The organism is Streptomyces indicus, from assembly GCF_900100315.1.
GTDB classification, from domain to species: Bacteria; Actinomycetota; Actinomycetes; order Streptomycetales; family Streptomycetaceae; genus Streptomyces; species Streptomyces indicus.
The window spans coordinates 515,418-533,387 of the sequence record NZ_FNFF01000003.1 but is presented as its reverse complement, the minus strand read 5'-3'; the positions used below and the strand labels follow the sequence as shown (position 1 = coordinate 533,387).

General features: G+C 72.2%; 18 protein-coding genes. 16 read left to right on the top strand and 2 right to left on the bottom strand.

What is annotated here, in order from left to right; genetic code table 11:
• Positions 1–68 precede the first annotated feature (68 nt).
• From BLT97_RS11925 to BLT97_RS11875, 11 genes are all read left to right on the top strand, one after another.
• Positions 69–2,099 carry a tetratricopeptide repeat protein gene (locus tag BLT97_RS11925; RefSeq protein ID WP_093608964.1) on the top strand — a complete coding sequence of 677 codons (2,031 nt, stop codon included), beginning with the start codon at positions 69–71 and terminating at the stop codon, positions 2,097–2,099.
• Positions 2,100–2,311: 212 nt separating this feature from the next.
• Positions 2,312–3,427, top strand: coding sequence for an alanine dehydrogenase (gene ald / locus BLT97_RS11920; RefSeq protein ID WP_093608962.1), 1,116 nt, complete (start codon positions 2,312–2,314; stop codon positions 3,425–3,427).
• A gap of 432 nt (positions 3,428–3,859) precedes the next feature.
• Positions 3,860–5,011, top strand: a complete 1,152-nt coding sequence (locus tag BLT97_RS11915; RefSeq protein ID WP_093608960.1) for a ParA family protein — start codon at positions 3,860–3,862, stop codon at positions 5,009–5,011.
• Positions 4,996–5,556 (top strand): hypothetical protein, encoded by a 561-nt coding sequence (locus BLT97_RS11910; RefSeq protein WP_093608958.1) that lies wholly within the window; start codon positions 4,996–4,998, stop codon positions 5,554–5,556. Before BLT97_RS11915 ends, BLT97_RS11910 begins: the two co-directional genes overlap by 16 nt.
• A 99-nt stretch (positions 5,557–5,655) precedes the next feature.
• Positions 5,656–6,840, top strand: a complete 1,185-nt coding sequence (locus BLT97_RS11905; protein ID WP_093608956.1) for a segregation and condensation protein A — start codon at positions 5,656–5,658, stop codon at positions 6,838–6,840.
• Between the two features lie 92 nt (positions 6,841–6,932).
• Positions 6,933–7,499, top strand: coding sequence for an SMC-Scp complex subunit ScpB (gene scpB, locus BLT97_RS11900; protein ID WP_245769277.1), 567 nt, complete (start codon positions 6,933–6,935; stop codon positions 7,497–7,499).
• Positions 7,496–8,635, top strand: coding sequence for a pseudouridine synthase (locus BLT97_RS11895; protein ID WP_093608952.1), 1,140 nt, complete (start codon positions 7,496–7,498; stop codon positions 8,633–8,635). The genes scpB and BLT97_RS11895 overlap by 4 nt, the downstream gene beginning before the upstream one ends.
• Before the next feature lie 321 nt (positions 8,636–8,956).
• Positions 8,957–9,604, top strand: a complete 648-nt coding sequence (gene pnuC / locus BLT97_RS11890) for a nicotinamide riboside transporter PnuC (RefSeq protein ID WP_093608950.1) — start codon at positions 8,957–8,959, stop codon at positions 9,602–9,604.
• A gap of 44 nt (positions 9,605–9,648) precedes the next feature.
• Positions 9,649–10,725, top strand: coding sequence for an AAA family ATPase (locus tag BLT97_RS11885; RefSeq protein ID WP_245769261.1), 1,077 nt, complete (start codon positions 9,649–9,651; stop codon positions 10,723–10,725).
• Positions 10,722–11,459: an NUDIX hydrolase gene (locus tag BLT97_RS11880; RefSeq protein WP_093608946.1), complete on the top strand. Its 738-nt coding sequence runs from the start codon at positions 10,722–10,724 to the stop codon at positions 11,457–11,459. Before BLT97_RS11885 ends, BLT97_RS11880 begins: the two co-directional genes overlap by 4 nt.
• Positions 11,456–12,580 carry an ADP-ribosylglycohydrolase family protein gene (locus BLT97_RS11875; protein ID WP_093608944.1) on the top strand — a complete coding sequence of 375 codons (1,125 nt, stop codon included), beginning with the start codon at positions 11,456–11,458 and terminating at the stop codon, positions 12,578–12,580. The genes BLT97_RS11880 and BLT97_RS11875 overlap by 4 nt, the downstream gene beginning before the upstream one ends.
• Positions 12,581–12,624: 44 nt before the next feature.
• On the opposite strand, the gene BLT97_RS11870 is transcribed toward BLT97_RS11875, so the two are convergent.
• The gene (locus BLT97_RS11870; RefSeq protein ID WP_093608942.1) at positions 12,625–13,206 is read right to left on the bottom strand and encodes a GNAT family N-acetyltransferase; all 582 of its coding nucleotides are present in this window, start codon (positions 13,204–13,206) and stop codon (positions 12,625–12,627) included.
• 61 nt (positions 13,207–13,267) lie between these two features.
• The gene (locus BLT97_RS11865; protein ID WP_093608940.1) at positions 13,268–13,954 is read right to left on the bottom strand and encodes a nucleotidyltransferase domain-containing protein; all 687 of its coding nucleotides are present in this window, start codon (positions 13,952–13,954) and stop codon (positions 13,268–13,270) included.
• 203 nt (positions 13,955–14,157) lie between these two features.
• On the opposite strand from BLT97_RS11865, the gene BLT97_RS11860 reads away from it, so the two are divergent.
• From BLT97_RS11860 to BLT97_RS11840, 5 genes are all read left to right on the top strand, one after another.
• On the top strand, positions 14,158–14,580 hold the full coding sequence (locus BLT97_RS11860) for a YidB family protein (RefSeq protein WP_093608938.1): 423 nt from the start codon (positions 14,158–14,160) through the stop codon (positions 14,578–14,580).
• Positions 14,581–14,821: 241 nt separating this feature from the next.
• Entirely contained in the window at positions 14,822–15,184 is a 363-nt protein-coding gene (aroH, locus tag BLT97_RS11855; RefSeq protein ID WP_093608936.1) for a chorismate mutase, read from the top strand.
• A complete protein-coding gene (locus tag BLT97_RS11850) occupies positions 15,181–16,266 on the top strand; it encodes a prephenate dehydrogenase (RefSeq protein WP_093608934.1) in 1,086 nt (361 codons plus the stop codon). The genes aroH and BLT97_RS11850 overlap by 4 nt, the downstream gene beginning before the upstream one ends.
• Before the next feature lie 308 nt (positions 16,267–16,574).
• Positions 16,575–17,258: a (d)CMP kinase gene (gene cmk / locus BLT97_RS11845; protein WP_093608932.1), complete on the top strand. Its 684-nt coding sequence runs from the start codon at positions 16,575–16,577 to the stop codon at positions 17,256–17,258.
• A complete protein-coding gene (locus tag BLT97_RS11840; protein ID WP_176953730.1) occupies positions 17,255–17,905 on the top strand; it encodes a lysophospholipid acyltransferase family protein in 651 nt (216 codons plus the stop codon). The genes cmk and BLT97_RS11840 overlap by 4 nt, the downstream gene beginning before the upstream one ends.
• Positions 17,906–17,970: the final 65 nt, after the last annotated feature.

Here is a 17,970-nt window from a genome sequence, read left to right as displayed (position 1 = left end):
CTGGTGCGCCGTCTCTTCCCCGGCCGCAGCCGCGGCCGTGGCGGTGCGGCTGGACGGGAGCATGACCCGTGACGGATCAGGCGGTGGACACCCACACGGCGTCGGTACGGGCCGAGGGGACCGAGGGGGACCCGGTGCGCGGCCGTCATGAATTCGTCGGCCGGCAGCGGGAGTTGAAGGAGCTGCGCGCCGACATCGAGCGCACCGGGCTCGACACCCTCGCCGGCAAGAAGCCGCCCCGCGCCCGTGTCCTCCTGATCGCGGGCCGCCCGGGCTCCGGGCGCACCGCGCTCGCCGAGGAGCTCGCGGGTCAGATCAAGGACCGCTACCCGGACGGCGTGCTGCGCGCCGGCCTGACCGAGCCCGACGGCACCCGCGTCCCCACCGAGCGCACCGCGCGTGAGCTGCTCGGCGCCCTCGACTTCCCGACCCCGCCCGGCGCCGCCGAGGACGACCTCGCCGCGTCGCTGCGCACGGCCCTTTCCGTACGGAGAGTGCTTCTGATCCTGGACGGCGCGGCGGATGCCGAGCAGGTGGAGCCGCTGCTGCCGGACTCGCCGGAGTGCCTGGTCGTCGCCACCTCCGAAGGCCCGCTCACAGGGATCGCCGATGTGCGGCCCTGCACGCTCGGCGGGCTCGACACCAAGTCCGCCCTGGAGCTCCTGAGCTGCTCCACGGGCTCGGTGCGCATCACCGTGGACCCGCGCGCCGCAGAGTCACTCGCCGAACTCTGCGCCCACCAGCCCGCCGCCCTGGTCCTCGCCGGCGGCTGGCTCGCCGCCCGCCCCAAGGCCTCCGTCGCCGAGCTGGGCAAGGCGCTGCGCAACGTGCCCGAGGACGAGACCGGGACCAAGGACCCGCTCGCGCGCGTCTTCCGCTTCGTCTACGAGTCGCTGCCCTCCCCGGCCGCCCGGATACTGCGACTGCTGTCCCTCGCGCCCGCCGGCCTCGCCGACGCGCACACCGCCTCCGCGCTCGCCGGCTGCTCGGTCTCGGCCGCGCGCACCACCCTCGAGGACTTCGTCGGGCTCGGGCTGCTGCGCCCCGCCGACGCCGTCCGCGAGCAGTACGAGGTGCCCGGCGCCCTGCACCCGCTCCTGAAGGCGCTCACCGAGGTCCAGGACCGGCCCGCCGAGGTGCAGCTGGCCCGGGCCCGGATGCTGGAGCGGACCGTACGGCTGCTCCAGTCCTGCCGGGCCGTGACCGAGCCGGACGGTTCTCCCGCGCGCAAGAAGCTGGCCGGACTGCCGCGTGCGCTGCGGTTTCCGAACCCGGCGGCCGCTGCGCAGTGGCTGAGCCTCCGCCAGCCTGCGCTGCTGGCCTCGGCCCGGCTCGCGGTAGCCGACGGTGAACTCGACACGCTCGCACGGCGGTTGATGGCCGCGCTCACCCGCGCTCTGGTCGCCCACCGGGGCACCGAGGCGGCGGCTCCCGAGCTGTACGGAATCCACGGCCTGGTCCTCGACGTGGCCGAGCGGCGTGACCTGCCCCGCGAGAAGGCCGCCGCGCTCCTGAACCTCGCCGATCTCGACGCCCGGACCGGCCGTACCCAGGAGGCGCTGGCCCGCTACCGCGCCGCGCTCGACACGGCACGGGCCGCAGCGGACCCGTACGCCTCCGGGCGTGCGATGGAGTCCATCGGCGGGGCCTACCAGGAGCTGGGGGACTGGTACCGGGCCGCCGACTGGTTCGGCCGCGCCCTCACCCAGCGGCTCGCGCGCGGCGAGCGCGCCGAGGCGGCCCGCCTGTACGGGCGGCTGGGCACCGCGCACACGTACGCGGGGCAGTACGGGGAGGCGCTGCGCAACTGGCGCTCGGCGGCGGCCGGGCACCGCAAGCTCGCCGATGTCCCGGCGTATGCGCGGGCCCTGAGCGAGATGGCCCGGGTGCAGGAGTACGCGGGGCGCCCCGAGGAGTCGCTGCGCACCTGCCAGGAGGCCGTGGAGTGGGCGCGCAAGGCCGAGGACGTACGGCTGCAGGCCGCGCTCCAGGTGCGGCTCGCGGACACCCTCGACCGGCTCGGCGACAGTGCGGCGGCCGGACTGCACAGGGCCGCGGCGGAGCGCATGCTGGGAGAAGAGCTCCACGGAGCGCAGTAGTCCGGTGGTGTGTGGGTAGTCGGAGCCGATGGCCTACGAAATCCGTAGTGCATCCAGATCAGATTGAAGCTTTCAAAGGCTAGACAGCGCGTCATCCTTCATTAGACTGGCTTCGCCGCCTACTTCTGCGGCCTACGCCCGTTGCGCTCTCTGCATTCGGGTTCGTGTGTCTATGCCCGTGTATTTCCCTGAGCCAAGGACCGTGATCGACGATGAAGGTCGGCATCCCCCGCGAGGTCAAGAACAACGAGTTCCGGGTGGCGATCACCCCCGCCGGCGTGCATGAGCTCGTGCGCCACGGCCACCAGGTCTTCATCGAGCACGACGCCGGTGTCGGCTCCTCGATCTCCAACGAGGAGTACGTCTCCGCGGGCGCGACGATCCTGCCGACCGCCGACGAGGTCTGGGCCACCGCCGATCTGCTCCTGAAGGTCAAGGAGCCGATCGCCGAGGAGTACCACCGCCTCCGCAAGGACCAGACGCTCTTCACCTACCTGCACCTGGCCGCCTCCAAGGAGTGCACCGACGCGCTCCTGGAGTCCGGCACCACGGCGATCGCGTACGAGACCGTCGAGACCGCGAACCGCGCCCTGCCGCTGCTCGCCCCGATGTCCGAGGTCGCGGGCCGCCTGGCCCCGCAGGTCGGCGCCTACCACCTGATGGCCCCGGCCGGCGGCCGCGGTGTCCTGCCCGGCGGCGTGCCCGGCACCCACCCCGGCAAGGCCGTCGTCATCGGCGCCGGCGTCTCCGGCTGGAACGCCACGCAGATCGCCGTCGGTCTCGGCTTCCACGTCACGCTGCTCGACAAGGACGTCAACAAGCTGCGCGAGGCCGACAAGATCTTCGGCACCAAGGTGCGCGCGATCATGTCCAACGCCTTCGAGCTCGAGAAGGCCGTCCTCGACGCCGACCTCGTCATCGGTGCCGTGCTCATTCCCGGTGCCAAGGCGCCGAAGCTGGTCACCAACGAGCTGGTGTCCCGGATGAAGCCCGGAAGTGTTCTTGTCGACATTGCGATCGACCAGGGCGGCTGCTTCGAGGACTCGCACCCGACCACGCACGCCGAGCCGACCTTCAAGGTCCACGACTCGGTCTTCTACTGCGTGGCCAACATGCCGGGCGCCGTCCCGAACACCTCGACGTACGCGCTCACCAACGCGACGCTTCCGTACATCGTCGAACTCGCCAACCACGGCTGGGTGGAGGCGCTGCGCCGCGACCCCGCGCTCGCGCTGGGCCTCAACACCCACGAGGGCCAGGTCGTCTACGGTCCCGTGGCCGAGGCGCACGGCATGGAGCACGTCGAGCTGAGCACGCTCCTCGGCTGATCCGGACGCTTTTTCGCGTGAACTGACCACTCCTGTCGGTCGGTCGGTCAACGCCACGCGTCAACCCGACGCAGACGGCCGGACCTTGTTCGCAAGGTCCGGCCGTCCGCGTTCCTGCTGTGGATCCGGTCACTTTGCGAGAGACGCTCAACTCGCCTCGAACGTAACTGTTTAACCGTTTCGCACACCCGTGAAACCCGCGGACTGGTCCCTGTACGGGGCGGGTCCACCCTTGACAGGCTGCTGTTCCATTGCCGACACATCGGGCCGGGTCCGGCGGATTGTGTTGCTGCGGACCGGTGACACGCCATAGAGTCGCCAACCGTCGGCATGGTGTCACGCTGACCTATCGATAAATGTTCCTGGTCACCCAAGGAGGTAAGACGACTTGTGAATGAGTCGACATTTACTCCCGGGGGTGGCCAACCAGGAATGCCTGCGCAGGGATCGGGCCCCTCGGGGTTCGAAGCCGCCGGCGCTGTCGGCTCAGTCGCGGTACGCACTTTCGCGGAGCGGCAGAACACACAGCGCATCGCCCCCACGCAGACGCTGAACGCCCACCAGAGCATGGATGGCCATCAAGTGAACGCCATGGCCGGCGACCGGAGTGGTGAGACCCCGACGCATTTCGCCGACTACGACGAACTGCCCGAGGGTCACTTCTACGACCCCGACGCCGAGTACGAGCCCGACCCCGAATACGCGGCCACGCTGGCCCCGGACGCTGCCCGCCAGCGCCGGGAGCGCATCGGCCCGACGGGGCGTCCGCTGCCGTACTTCCCGATCCCGGGTCCGCTGACGGACCACGGGCCCGCGAAGATCATCGCGATGTGCAACCAGAAGGGCGGCGTCGGCAAGACCACGTCGACCATCAACCTGGGTGCCGCGCTCGCGGAGTACGGACGCCGCGTGCTGCTCGTCGACTTCGACCCGCAGGGTGCCCTGTCGGTCGGTCTCGGTGTCAACCCGATGGAGCTCGACCTCACCGTCTACAACCTGCTCATGGAGCGGGGCATGGCGGCCGACGAGGTGCTCCTGAAGACCGCAGTGCCCAACATGGACCTGCTGCCCAGCAACATCGACCTGTCCGCCGCCGAAGTGCAGTTGGTGAGCGAGGTCGCGCGCGAGTCCACGCTCCAGCGTGCGCTCAAGCCGCTGATGCAGGACTACGACTACATCGTGATCGACTGTCAGCCGTCCCTCGGCCTGCTGACCGTGAACGCGCTTACTGCCGCGCACAAGGTGATCGTGCCGCTCGAGTGCGAGTTCTTCGCCCTGCGCGGTGTCGCGCTGCTCACCGAGACGATCGAGAAGGTGCAGGAACGTCTCAACCCCGACCTGGAGTTGGACGGCATCCTCGCGACGATGTACGACTCCCGCACGGTGCACAGCCGTGAGGTGCTCGCGCGCGTCGTCGAGGCCTTCGACGATCACGTCTACCACACGGTCATCGGGCGCACGGTCCGCTTCCCGGAGACCACGGTCGCCGGTGAGCCGATCACCACGTACGCCTCCAACTCCGTTGGTGCGGCCGCCTACCGCCAGCTCGCCAGGGAGGTGCTCGCCCGGTGTCACGCCGAGTGAGTCTGCCCGGGGCCGACGAACTGTTCCGTACGACCGGGGGGATGGCGCTCCAGGCGTCCTCTCCGCGCAAGCAGGCGAACGGTGAGGCGCGGGTGCCCGCGCCCGCCGGTGAGAGCGACGCGGCGGCCGCTGCCTCCGGTGCCGCCGCGGACGAGGCCGAACACACGGCAGCCGACGCGGAGTCGGGCGAGGCCTCGCGGGCCAGGACCGAGGAGGAGCAGCCCGCCGCACAGGCGCCGCGGGCCAAGCGGCCCGCCGGTGCGGAGAGTTCGGGTGCGGCCAAGCCGGCTGCCTCCGCGGCCCGCAAGCGCGGGCGTGCGGCGCGGCGGCCCAGCGGCCGTGAGCGGCACGACGAGAAGATCACCGTGTACGTCTCCGCCGAGGAGCTGATGGACCTGGAGCACGCGCGCCTCGTGCTGCGCGGCGAGCACGGGCTCGCGGTGGACCGCGGGCGGATCGTGCGCGAGGCGGTCGCGGTGGTGCTCGCCGACCTGGAGTCGCGCGGCGACGCGAGCATTCTCGTGCGGCGGCTGCGGGGCCGGTGAGTTTCCGGTACGGCGTCCGCGGGCGCCGTACACCGGGGCGGTAGCCTGCGGGGTGCCCTCGCGGGCCCGCCCCCGTTTCCTGTCTGACCTTGGACGACGATGACCGACGACCCGACCGCCCCGCCGTCCCGCCGTGGCCGTCGCCTGCTGGGGCGGGGGCCGGGGGCCGGGCCGGCGGTCGAGAACCCGCCGGGTCCTGAGGCGGTTCCTGAGCCGGTTCCTGTCGTCGAGCCGGTGCCTGTCGTCGAGGCGGCGCCCGCGCTCCCCGCGGACGATGAGGTGGCTCCGTCCGTGGAGGCGGCCGATCCTGGCCCGGAGCCGGAGCCGGAGCCGGAGCCGGAGCCGGAGCCGGAGCCGGAGCCTACGGTCGTCGAGGACGCGCAGGACGCCGATCACGCCCAAGACGCGCCAGACACGCACGACGGCGGTGGATCCGCCTCCGACGGCAGCGAACCCGCCCCCGACGACGGCAAGTTCAAGGTGCGGCTCGCCAACTTCGAGGGTCCCTTCGACCTTCTGCTCCAGCTCATCTCCAAGCACAAGCTCGACGTCACCGAGGTCGCGCTGTCGAAGGTCACCGATGAGTTCATGACGTACATCCGGGGCCTGGGCAGTGACTGGGACCTGGATCAGACGACCGAGTTCCTGGTCGTCGCCGCGACGCTGCTCGACCTCAAGGCCGCGCGGCTGCTGCCGGCCGCCGAGGTGGAGGACGAGGCCGACCTGGCGCTGCTCGAAGCCCGCGACCTGCTGTTCGCGCGGCTGCTCCAGTACCGCGCGTACAAGCAGATCGCCGACATCTTCAGCGGCCGGCTCGACGACGAGGCGCGCCGTTATCCGCGGACCGTCGGCCTCGAACCGCACCACGCCGAGCTGCTGCCCGAGGTGGTCATCAGCATCGGCGCCGAGGGTTTCGCGAAGCTCGCCGTGAAGGCGATGCAGCCCAAGCCCAAGCCGCAGGTGTACGTGGAGCACATCCACGCGCCGCTCGTGTCCGTGCAGGAGCAGGCGGGCATCGTGGTGGCCCGGCTGCGCGAGGCGGGCCGGGCGAGCTTCCGCGAGCTCGTCGCGGACACCGACGACACCCTGACCGTCGTGGCCCGCTTCCTGTCGCTCCTCGAGCTCTACCGCGAGAAGGCGGTGGCCCTGGACCAGGACGAGGCGCTCGGCGAGCTGATGGTGCGCTGGACCGGTGAGGACGGGGCCGAGTCGCTGGTCACGGACGAGTTCGACCGGGCGCCCGAGCTGCCCGACGACAAGGCCGAGAGCAAGGAGAAGGTGTGAGCACCCCAGCCGCAGAAGAGAGCCAGGAGGCCCCCGCCGGGCTGCTCGACGTCGCCGGGCTCGAACTGAAGCCCGCGCTCGAAGCGGTGCTCATGGTCGTCGACGAGCCCGTCACCGAGGAGCACCTCGCCAAGATCCTCGACCGGTCGCGGCGCAAGATCGCCGACGCCCTGCGGGAGCTGGCCGACGAGTACACGGTGCAGGGCCGCGGCTTCGAGCTGCGCCTGATCGCCGGCGGCTGGCGGTTCTACACCCGCCCCGAGTACGCCGCGGCCGTGGAGCGCTTCGTCCTGGACGGCCAGCAGGCCCGGCTCACCCAGGCGGCCCTGGAGACGCTCGCCGTGGTCGCGTACCGGCAGCCGGTCAGCCGTTCCCGGGTATCGGCGGTACGCGGAGTGAACTGCGACGGCGTCATGCGGACCCTGCTCCAGCGGGGTCTGGTCGAGGAGGCGGGCGCGGAACCCGAAACAGGTGCGATCCTGTACAGGACGACGAACTACTTCCTGGAGCGGATGGGCCTGCGCGGCCTGGACGAGCTCCCGGAGCTCGCGCCCTTCCTGCCCGAGGCGGAGGCGATCGAGGCCGACACGTTGGAAGGAGTCCCGTCGTTCGATCCGGATGCACCGGATACCGACGATGACGACAAGACGGAACTTTGATGCGTAGCAACGGCAGGAACAGCGGAAACAACGGCGGGAGCCGTGGTGGCAACAGCGGTGGCCGTAGCAGTGGCAAGAGCGGCGGCCGCGGGAACTACCGCGGCGCCGGCAACAACCGCGACGACCGGCAGGGCGGCGGACAGGGCGGCGGCGCGGGCCGTCCGCGCAAGCCGCGCCCCGAGGAGCGTCGCTACGACGTGAGCCCCGGCGACGGCAGCGCGGGTGCGCGCAGCGGTCGTGGCGCGTCCGCGCGCGGCGGCGCCAAGGGCGGACCGCGTACCTCGCAGGGCCGCGGCGGGCGTAGCGAGCGCGGCTACTCCCGGGAGTACGAGACGCGCCAGGAGGAGCGCAACCGGGAGCGGTACGCGGGCAAGAAGGACCTCAAGCTGCCCAAGACCTTCCCGGGCGCCGAGCAGGAGGGCGAGCGCCTGCAGAAGGTGCTCGCGCGCGCCGGCTACGGCTCGCGGCGCGCCTGCGAGGAGCTGATCGAGCAGGCCCGGGTCGAGGTCAACGGCGAGATCGTCCTGGAGCAGGGTCTGCGTGTGGACCCCGAGAAGGACGAGATCAAGGTCGACGGTCTGACCGTGGCCACGCAGTCGTACCAGTTCTTCGCCCTGAACAAGCCGGCCGGCGTCGTCTCCACCATGGAGGACCCGGACGGGCGGCAGTGCCTGGGCGATTACGTGACCAACCGCGAGACGCGGCTGTTCCACGTGGGCCGGCTCGACACCGAGACCGAGGGCATCATCCTGCTCACCAACCACGGTGAGCTGGCCCACCGCCTCACGCACCCGCGCTACGGCGTGAAGAAGACCTACCTCGCGGCCATCACCGGGCCGCTGCCCCGCGAGATCGGCCGGATCCTCAAGGACGGCATCCAGCTGGAGGACGGGTACGCCCGCGCCGACCACTTCCGGGTCGTGCAGCAGACCGGCAAGAACTACCTGGTCGAGGTCACGCTGCACGAGGGCCGCAAGCACATCGTGCGCCGCATGCTCGCCGAGGCGGGCTTCCCGGTCGAGAAGCTGGTCCGCACCCACTTCGGCCCGATCGGCCTGGGCGACCAGAAGTCGGGCTGGCTGCGCCGCCTCAGCAACACCGAGGTGGGGATGCTGATGCGCGAGGTCGATCTGTAGGCCCTGTGGCATGACTGGCACGGCTGTCGGCCGGGTCCGGAGTTCTCCGGGCCCGGCCGCTTCCTTTTGGCGCCGCCGGCCGGTACGGCGACCGGCCGTTCGTCGCTGCTGCTCGTGCCGCCGAAGGCACCGCCGGAGCCGAAGCCTCCGTATGCGCCGGGGGAGCCGAGGGCGCCGTATGCGCCGGGGGAGCGTCCGGCCGAGCGGGCGGGCACCCGGGTCTGAGCCGGCCGCGCGTCGTTTCCGCGGTCCGTACGCCGAAGTGCCTTGTGATTCCGTGCCCGTCTCTTTATAGTCGTGATGACTATTAAGGAGGCGGGCGTGAGTCTCGCGGAGTGGCTCGACCCCTTGCGGCAGCCGTTGTTCACGCTGCTCGACACCCCGGTCACTTGGACCGAGGTGCTCGGCTTCGGCAGCGGGGCGCTGTGCGTGTGGCTGGTGGCGCGGCAGCACCTCGCGAACTGGCCGATCGGCATCGCGAACAACCTGTTCTTCATCCTCCTGTTCACGCAGGCCGGCCTGTACGCCGACGCCGGCCTCCAGATCGTCTTCATCACCCTTGCCGTGTACGGCTGGTGGACCTGGGCCCACGGGGGTGGCCCGGGCTCCGCCGAGTCCCTTCCGGTGCGGCGTACGACCCGCACCGAATGGATGTGGCTGGGCGCGGCAGGGGTGGTGGGGACCGTGGCGATCACGCTCCTCCTGGACCGGGCCACCGACTCCACGGTCCCGATCTGGGACGCGCTGACCACCGCCCTGTCCCTGATGGCCACGTACGGGCAGTGCCGCAAGCGGCTGGAGTCCTGGTGGCTGTGGATCGCGGCGGACGTGGTCTACATCCCGCTGTACGCGTACAAGGAGCTGTACCTGACCTCGCTCCTGTACGTCGGCTTCATGACGCTGTGTGTGCTCGGACTGCGCAACTGGCGCCGCGACCTCGTGGCACGCGAGGCGGTGATGGCGGCATGAGCGCGCGGGACGGTTTCGGGACGAGGGCACGGGACGGTGAGGGCGTGGGTGAGCGCTTCGAACACGGGCTCGTCCTCGGCAAGTTCTATCCGCCGCACGCCGGCCACCACCACCTCGTACGGGAGGCGGCGGCGCGGTGCGAGCGGCTGACCGTGCTCGTGTGCGCGGCCTCCGTGGAGTCCGTGCCCCTCGACGAGCGGCTGGCGTGGATGCGGGAGGTGCATCCGGACGTACGGGTGATCGGTGCCGTGGACGACATCCCGATGGACCTGAACGACCCCGACGTGTGGGCCGCGCACATGGCCGTCTTCCGCGGGGCCGTGCCCGAGCGCGTCGACGCGGTGTTCACCTCGGAGGCGTACGGGGACGAGCTGGCGCGGCGGTTCGGGGCGCGGCATGTGTGCGTGGACGCCGAGCGGTCCCGATTCCCCGTGTCGGGGACGGCCGTGCGCAAGGACCCCGTGGGGAACTGGGAGTTCCTCGCCGAGCCGGTACGGGCCGCGCTCGCGCGCCGGGTCGTGGTGCTCGGGGCGGAGTCCACCGGCACCACGACCATGGCCCGCGCGCTCACCGAGCACTACCGGGCCCGCGGCGGCGTCTGGGCCTCCACGCGGTGCGTGGACGAGTACGGACGCGAGTACAGCGAGCAGAAGCTGGCCGCGCTGCGGGCCGAGCGGCCGGACGCGGACTGGGGTGAAGTGACCTTCTCCTCCGAGGAGTTCCCGGTCATCGCCCGCGAGCAGCGGCGGCGCGAGGACGCGGCCGCGCGGACCGGCTCGCCGGTGCTCTTCTGCGACACCGACGCCTTCGCCACCACCATCTGGCACGAGCGGTACATGGGCGGCCGCCCGTACCCCGCCGAACCCGAGCCCGCCGGCCAGCACCTGTGGCTGCTCACCGACCACGAAGGTGTGGCCTTCGAGGACGACGGGCTGCGTGAGGGGGAGGAGCTGCGCCCCTGGATGACCGGACGCTTCCGCGCCGAACTGGCCCGTACCGGAAGGGACTTCCGCGTCCTGACCGGGGCACACGACAAGCGCCTCGCCGACGCCGTGGCCGCCGTCGACGCCCTGCTCGGTGCCGGCTGGCAGTTCACCGACCCGCTCCCGGAGAAGCGATGAACCCACGGGCGCCGCAGGGCTACGACCCTCATGCCTTCACCCCGTTCGCCGTCACCGTCGACCTCGCGGTGTTCACCGTGCGCGACGGCGACCTGCAGGTGCTGCTCGTCGAGCGCGGCCAGGAGCCGTACGCCGGGAGGTGGGCGCTGCCCGGCGGTTTCGTGCTGCCGCGCGAATCGGCGGAGACGGCCGCGCGGCGCGAACTCGCCGAGGAGACCGGCCTGTCCGACGTCTCCGGACTGCACCTCGAACAACTGCGGACCTACAGCGAACCCGAGCGCGACCCCCGGATGCGCGTCGTGTCCGTCGCCTTCGCCGCGCTCGGGCCCGATCTGCCCGAGCCGCGCGGCGGCGGGGACGCGGCGCAGGCGCAGTGGCGGCCGTTCCGTGCCGTCGGGGCGCTGGCCTTCGACCACGACCGGATCCTCGCCGACGCACACGACCGGATCGGCGCGAAGCTCGAGTACAGCTGCCTCGCGACCTCCTTCTGCCCGCCCGAGTTCACGCTCGGCGAGTTGCAGCAGGTCTACGAGACGGTGTGGGGGACGGGCCTCGACCGGCCCAACTTCCGGCGCAAGGTGCTCGCGACGCCCGGGTTCGTGGAGCCGGTGCCCGGGGGTGCGCGGCTGACCGGCGGCCGCGGCAAACCCGCCGCCCTCTACCGGGCGGGCACCGCGGCGACCCTCCACCCCCCGCTTCTGCGACCCACCTCACCGGAAGGACGCTCCCGATGACCACACCGACGAACCTGCCGCCGACGGACCCGACGCCCGCGAACACGGCGCCGACGGACACGCCCCGCACGAACACACCGCTCACGAACACGCCCCGGCAGTCCGCGAGCAACGGGCACACGAAGCAGGCGGCGACGGGCTCGCTCATCGGGCTCGCGCTCGGGGACGCCCTCGGCTTCCCCACCGAGTTCAAGAACGTGCCGACGATCCTTTCCTCGTACGGCCCTTGGCGCGCCCTGGAACTGCCGCGGCCGGCGATCGTCACCGACGACACCCAGATGACCCTCGCCCTCGGCCGCGGCCTGCGCACCGCCATGGACCGCGGGCTGCTCGGTCCCCAGCGGATGGAGCACGCCGTACGGCCGGAGTTCGTGGAGTGGTACCACTCGCCCGAGAACAACCGCGCCCCCGGACGCACCTGCATGGTCGCCTGCCGGCTCCTGGACGGCGAGCGGCCCTGGCAGGAGGCGAGCCAGGTGGGCTCGAAGGGCTGCGGGGCAAACATGCGGGTGGCACCGATCGGGCTCGTGCCCGGCCTCAGCGAGGAACAGCGGGCGGGCGCCGCCCAGTTGCAGTCCGCGCTCACGCACGGCCACCCGACGGCGCTCGCGGCCTCCGACCTCACGGCCCGTGCCGTCCACCTGCTGGCCCAGGGCGCGGACCCGATGGCGCTGACCGGGCTGCTGCGCTCGTACGCCCTCGAGAACCGCACCACGTACCACGAGCGCTGGCTCGGCGACCTGTGGACCCGCGCGCAGGACCCGTCCCCCGAGCACTTCATCGCGCGCGGCTGGGACGAGTGCCTGGAGATCCTGGCGCGGCTCGCGGAGGCGGTGCGCTCGGTGAACGAGGAGACCGATCCGTGTCTCGCGACGGGCGAGGGCTGGATCGCCGAAGAGGCCTTCGCCACGGGCCTGCTGTGCTTCCTGATGTTCCCCGACGAGCCGGTCACGGCACTCCGCCGGGCGGCGGTGACCTCCGGCGACTCGGACTCGATCGCCTGCCTGGCGGGCGCGTTCGCCGGCGCCCACCTGGGCGCGGGGTGCTGGCCCGCCGCGTGGGCGGACCGGATCGAGTATCGGAGTGAGTTGGTGGGGCTTGGGGCTTTGTGGGATGCGTGAGCTGTGAGCTCGCCGGAGCGGGGAGCGCAGGCGGCGGCTTGTGTTCAGGCGCTGCGGATGCGGGCGTGCAGGTGCATGTCGTGCCTGCCGTCGTCGTGGACGGCGGCGCTGCGCTTGGTGCCCTCCAGTTCGTAGCCGCACTTGGTGGCGACCCTGCAGGAGGCGTGGTTACGGGTCGAGTGGTCCAGGTGCAGCCGGTGGAAGCCGGCCTCGTCCACGGCCCATGAGGTCAGCGCCTGCACGGCGTGCGTGGCCACCCCGCGGCCGCGGGCTGCCGGCAGCACCCAGTAGGCGACCTCGGCGAGGCCGTCGTCGAAGTCCCAGTCGCGCAGCGCGATCCGGCCGCGCACCCCGTCGTCGCCGACCACGGCCCAGTGCCCGCCGCGCTCGGCAGCCCAGTCCTGGCGGTAGGCGTCGAACCACTGGAGGACCTGCTGTTCGTCGGCCGGGCGGCGCGTGTGCCAGCGGCGGATGGCGGCGTCCTGGTACGCCGCGAGGAAGGCCGGCGCGTCCGCTGTCCGCCACGGGCGCAGCAGCAGGCCCGCGGGGGCGGTCAGTCGGGGTTGCGGGCGGCTCGCGAGTGAACCCCGCTCGATGGCGGGAGGCGTCGACACGGAACGGATCACACGGCATGGTCGCCCGGCGGGGAGCGACTTCGTCAAGGGGGCGTGACGGTCAGGGCGGGCGTCACACAGACGCGGCCGAGCGGCGCCGTACCCGGAAGAGGAAGTCCTCCACCGCCGCCCTGTCGGGCTCGGCCGGGAGCGGGGAGTGGGCGGCGGCCGTCTCCGCCTGCTCGCCGAGGGCCGTCATGCGGCGTTCCACCTCGGGCCACGGGACCTCGCCGCGCTTCACGGCCAGCAGGTCCTCGCGGGCCTCGCCCACGTCGATCGTGAGCGTGCCCGTGCGCAGCAGGTCGCGGCAGGAGTGGAGCAGGCGGAGCAGGTGCATCGCGTGCTTCCAGCGCGGTGCCCCGTGCGTACGAACGTCCGCGTCCAGCTTCTTGCGCTGGCCGAGCGCGTAGCGCGTGAAGGTCGTGTACGCCTGCCGGGAGAGGAACGCACCGCGCAGGGCGAGCAGTTCACGTCCGGTGTCGTCGATCCGCTCGACCAGCGGGGAGTGCAGGCACTCCAGGATGTTGGGGTTGGCGCGCAGGGCCAGCTCGCAGAAGCGCTCCAGCTCCCAGGAGAACTGTTCGTCCAGCGGCCCCTCGACGTGCGTGGGCGGCTTCTCGAAGCTCCAGAACAGCGGGGTCGGCGCGAGGAACACCCCGCGCCGGTCGGTGTCACTGGAGTCCGTGGCCAGCCCGAAGGCATGTGAGCCCATCACACAGGAGTAGACGGTGTGGTCGCGGACGAGCTCTTCGGGGCGCATGGGGAGGGAGCGTACGGGATCACCGCCGCCGCCCGGCCGCGGTGATCCGGGGCCCGGACCGCCACCGTCCGAAGGCCCCACGGCCCGGTCGCGCCAAGTGGCAGGAGTGCGGGGATCGGGTGACATTTGGACTGTCCACGCTAGGTGGGATGCTCCGTGCGGTACGCCCGCCGGGCCCCGGCACACTCTCGAAAGGCGCGACCATGGCGGGTAACAGCGGACCGGATCTCGGCAGCCTCCTCGGCGGCCTCCTCGGTGGCGGACAGGGCGGTTCCGGCGGCGGAGGCGGCAACATCCTGGCCCAGCTGCTGCAGTCCTTCCTGGGCGGTCAGTCGGGCGGCAACAACCCGCTCTCGGGCCTCCTCGAAGGCCTCAACAAGGCCGGTCTGACGGAGCAGACGGGCTCCTGGGTCGGCACCGGCGACAACCAGCCCGTGACCGGCGCCCAGGTGCAGGAGGCGCTGCCCACGGACACGCTCCAGGAGGTCGCCGACAAGAACGGCATCACCCAGGAGCAGGCGGCCAACGAGATCGCCGCCCAGCTGCCGCAGGTCGTCGACAAGCTGACGCCGACCGGCCAGCTGCCGACCTCGCTCGACGAGCTCATGAAGCAGCAGAACCTCTAGTCCACACCGCGGCCCCCGACCGGCCACCCCCTCCCCTCCGCGCGGCGCCCGTCTCGGCAGACGGGCGCCGCGCGCTGTCCGCGGCCGCGCTGACTAGGCTGTTCGGAGCACGTGCAGATGACGGGCGTACGACGGTCGCAGGCCTAAGTGCGGGAGCGGGCGTACGCCTCAGCAGGTCAGCACGTCAGCAGGTCAGCACGTCAGCAGGCGTACGGCGGACACAGGGCGAGGAGCAGCAGCGGTGGCGGTACGAGCGGTCCGGGGCGCGGTCCAACTCGAACGGGACGAGGCCGGGCACATGGACGAGCAGGTCGGCGCGCTGCTGACCGAGGTGCTCGAACGCAACGGGCTGACCGCGGACGACCTGATCAGCGTCTGGTTCACCGCGACCCCCGACCTGCACAGCGACTTCCCGGCGGCCGCCGCCCGCAAGCTCGGCATCACCGACGTCCCGCTGATCTGCGCCCAGGAGCTCGACATCGCCGGCGCCATGCCGCGGGTGGTCCGCATCCTCGCCCACATCGAATCCGACAAGCCCCGCTCCGAGATCGCCCATGTGTACCTCGGTGCCGCCGCCGCTCTGCGCAAGGACATCGCCCAGTGAGAACCGCTCTCGTCATCGGCACCGGACTCATCGGCACCTCGGCCGCCCTGGCCCTGCAGAGCCGCGGGGTCACGGTGCACCTGGCCGACCACGACCCCGAGCAGGCCCGTACGGCGGCGGCGCTCGGCGCCGGCACCGACGAGCCGCCCGCAGGCCCGGTCGACCTCGCGATCGTCGCCGTACCGCCGGCGCACGTGGCCGCGACCCTCGCCGACGCCATGCGGCGCGGTGCGGCCCGCGCCTACCTGGACGTCGCCTCCGTGAAGGCCGGGCCGCGGCGCGAGCTGGAGGAGCTCGGGCTCGACCTGTCGGCGTACATCGGCACGCACCCGATGTCCGGCAAGGAGCGCTCCGGACCGCTCGCGGCCACCGCCGACCTCTTCGAGGGCCGGCCGTGGGTGCTCACGCCCACCCGTGCCACCGATACCGAGGTCCTGAACCTCGCCCTGGAACTGGTCGCCCTGTGCCGGGCCGTGCCCGTCGTCATGGACGCGGACGCCCACGACCGCGCGGTCGCGCTCGTCTCGCACATGCCGCACCTCGTCTCCAGCATGGTCGCGGCCCGCCTGGAGAACGCCGAGGAGACGGCCGTACGGCTGTGCGGCCAGGGCATCCGGGACGTCACGCGGATCGCGGCCTCGGACCCGCGGATGTGGATCGACATCCTCTCCGCCAACCCCGGCCCGGTCGCCGACCTCCTCGCGGAGGTCTCGGCCGACCTCGACGAGACCGTGACCGCGCTGCGCGCGCTGCAGTCCTCCGACGAGGCCAAGCGGCAGGACGGCGCGGCCGGCATCGAGACCGTGCTGCGCCGGGGCAACGCGGGCCAGGTACGGGTGCCCGGCAAGCACGGCTCGGCCCCCACGGCGTACGAGACGGTCGCCGTCCTCATCTCCGACCAGCCGGGCCAGCTGGCGCGGATCTTCGCGGACGCGGGCATGGCGGGCGTGAACATCGAGGACGTCCGCATCGAGCACGCCACCGGGCAGCAGGCCGGTGTGGTCCAGCTGTTCGTGGACCCGAAGGTGGCGCCCGCGCTGGCGGGGGCGCTGCGGGACCGCGGCTGGGCGCTGCGGCAGTAAGAGCGGGACGCCGTTGCGGCGCCCGTGAGCCGTGGCCCGCGCGCGGGTGCCGGTGAGCCGTGGCCCGCGCGCGGGTGCCGGTGAGCCGCGGCCTGCGGGGCGGGCTTGTGGACCGGGGGCTGTGAGCCGCGGCCTGCGGGGCGGGCTCGTGGACCGGGGACGGTGAGCTGCGGCCTGCGGGGCCGGGGCCGGTGAGCGAGGGCCCCGGGCCGCCGGGAAAGCGGGGTCCCAGGAGCCAGTAACCTGGTGGGCGGCGTTCTCACGCCGTACCGCAGACTCCACCGCCGACGAAAGGCGCTCCCAGCCCCGTGGACACCACCGCCACCGCAGTGATCGTTGCCATCGACGGACCCTCCGGCACGGGCAAGTCGAGCACCTCGAAGGCCGTCGCCGCCCAGCTGGGCCTCAGCTACCTGGACACCGGCGCCCAGTACCGGGCCATCACCTGGTGGATGGTGCACAACGGCATCGACATCACGGACCCGGCCGCCATCGCCGCCGCCGCGGACAAGCCGGAGATCGTCTCGGGCACCGACCCGTCCGCCCCGACCATCACGGTCGACGGCACCGACGTGGCCGGCCCGATCCGTACGCAGGACGTCACCTCCAAGGTCAGCGCCGTCAGCGCCGTGCCCGAGGTGCGCACCCGGATCACCGAGCTGCAGCGCTCCATCGCCGCGGCCGCCCCGCACGGCATCGTCGTCGAGGGCCGCGACATCGGCACCACCGTCCTGCCGCACGCCGACCTGAAGATCTTCCTCACCGCCTCGCCCGAGGCCCGTGCCGCCCGCCGCAGCGGCGAGCTCAAGGGCGCGGACGTGAACGCCACCCGTGAGGCCCTGCTCAAGCGGGACGCGGCCGACTCCGGCCGCAAGGTCGCCCCGCTCGCGAAGGCCGACGACGCCATCGAGGTCGACACCAGCGACCTCACGCTGCAGCAGGTCATCGAGTGCGTGGTCACGCTCGTCGAGGAGAAGCGGGCCACCAAGTGACCGAGACCGTGCCGTCCCGGCGGGGCGCGGAGGTCGGCCGGCGGATCGGTGTCGGGCTCATGTACGGCCTGTGGAAGCCGCGCGTGCTCGGGGCCTGGAAGGTGCCCGCGAGCGGCCCGGTCATCCTGGCCGTGAACCACTCGCACAACGTGGACGGGCCCATGGTGATGGGCACGGCGCCGCGCGGCACGCACTTCCTGATCAAGAAGGAAGCGTTCGTCGGACCGCTCGGCTCGTTCCTCACCGGGATCGGCCAGCTGGAGGTCGACCGGTCCACGGCCGACCGCACGGCGATCACGAAGGCCCTCGACGTCCTCGCCGCGGGCGGCGTCCTCGGGATCTTCCCCGAGGGCACCCGGGGCGAGGGCGACTTCGCCTCGCTGCGCGCCGGGCTCGCGTATTTCGCGGTCCGCAGCGGTGCGCCGATCGTCCCGGTGGCCGTCCTGGGAAGCACGGACCGTCCCGGACGGTTGATAAAGGGGCTGCCGGCGCTACGCAGCCGTATCGACGTGGTCTTCGGAGACCCGTTCGAGGCGGGCGACGGCAGCGGAAGGCGGACCCGCAAGGCGCTCGACGAGGCGACCCTGCGCATCCAGGAGCGGCTCACCGGCCACCTGGAAAACGCCAGGCGCCTCACGGGGCGCTGAGTAAGACTTGAAGCACCGCGTTCCGCCCGCTGCGGGTGGGCACGCGGTGAGTAGTGGCCCGCGCG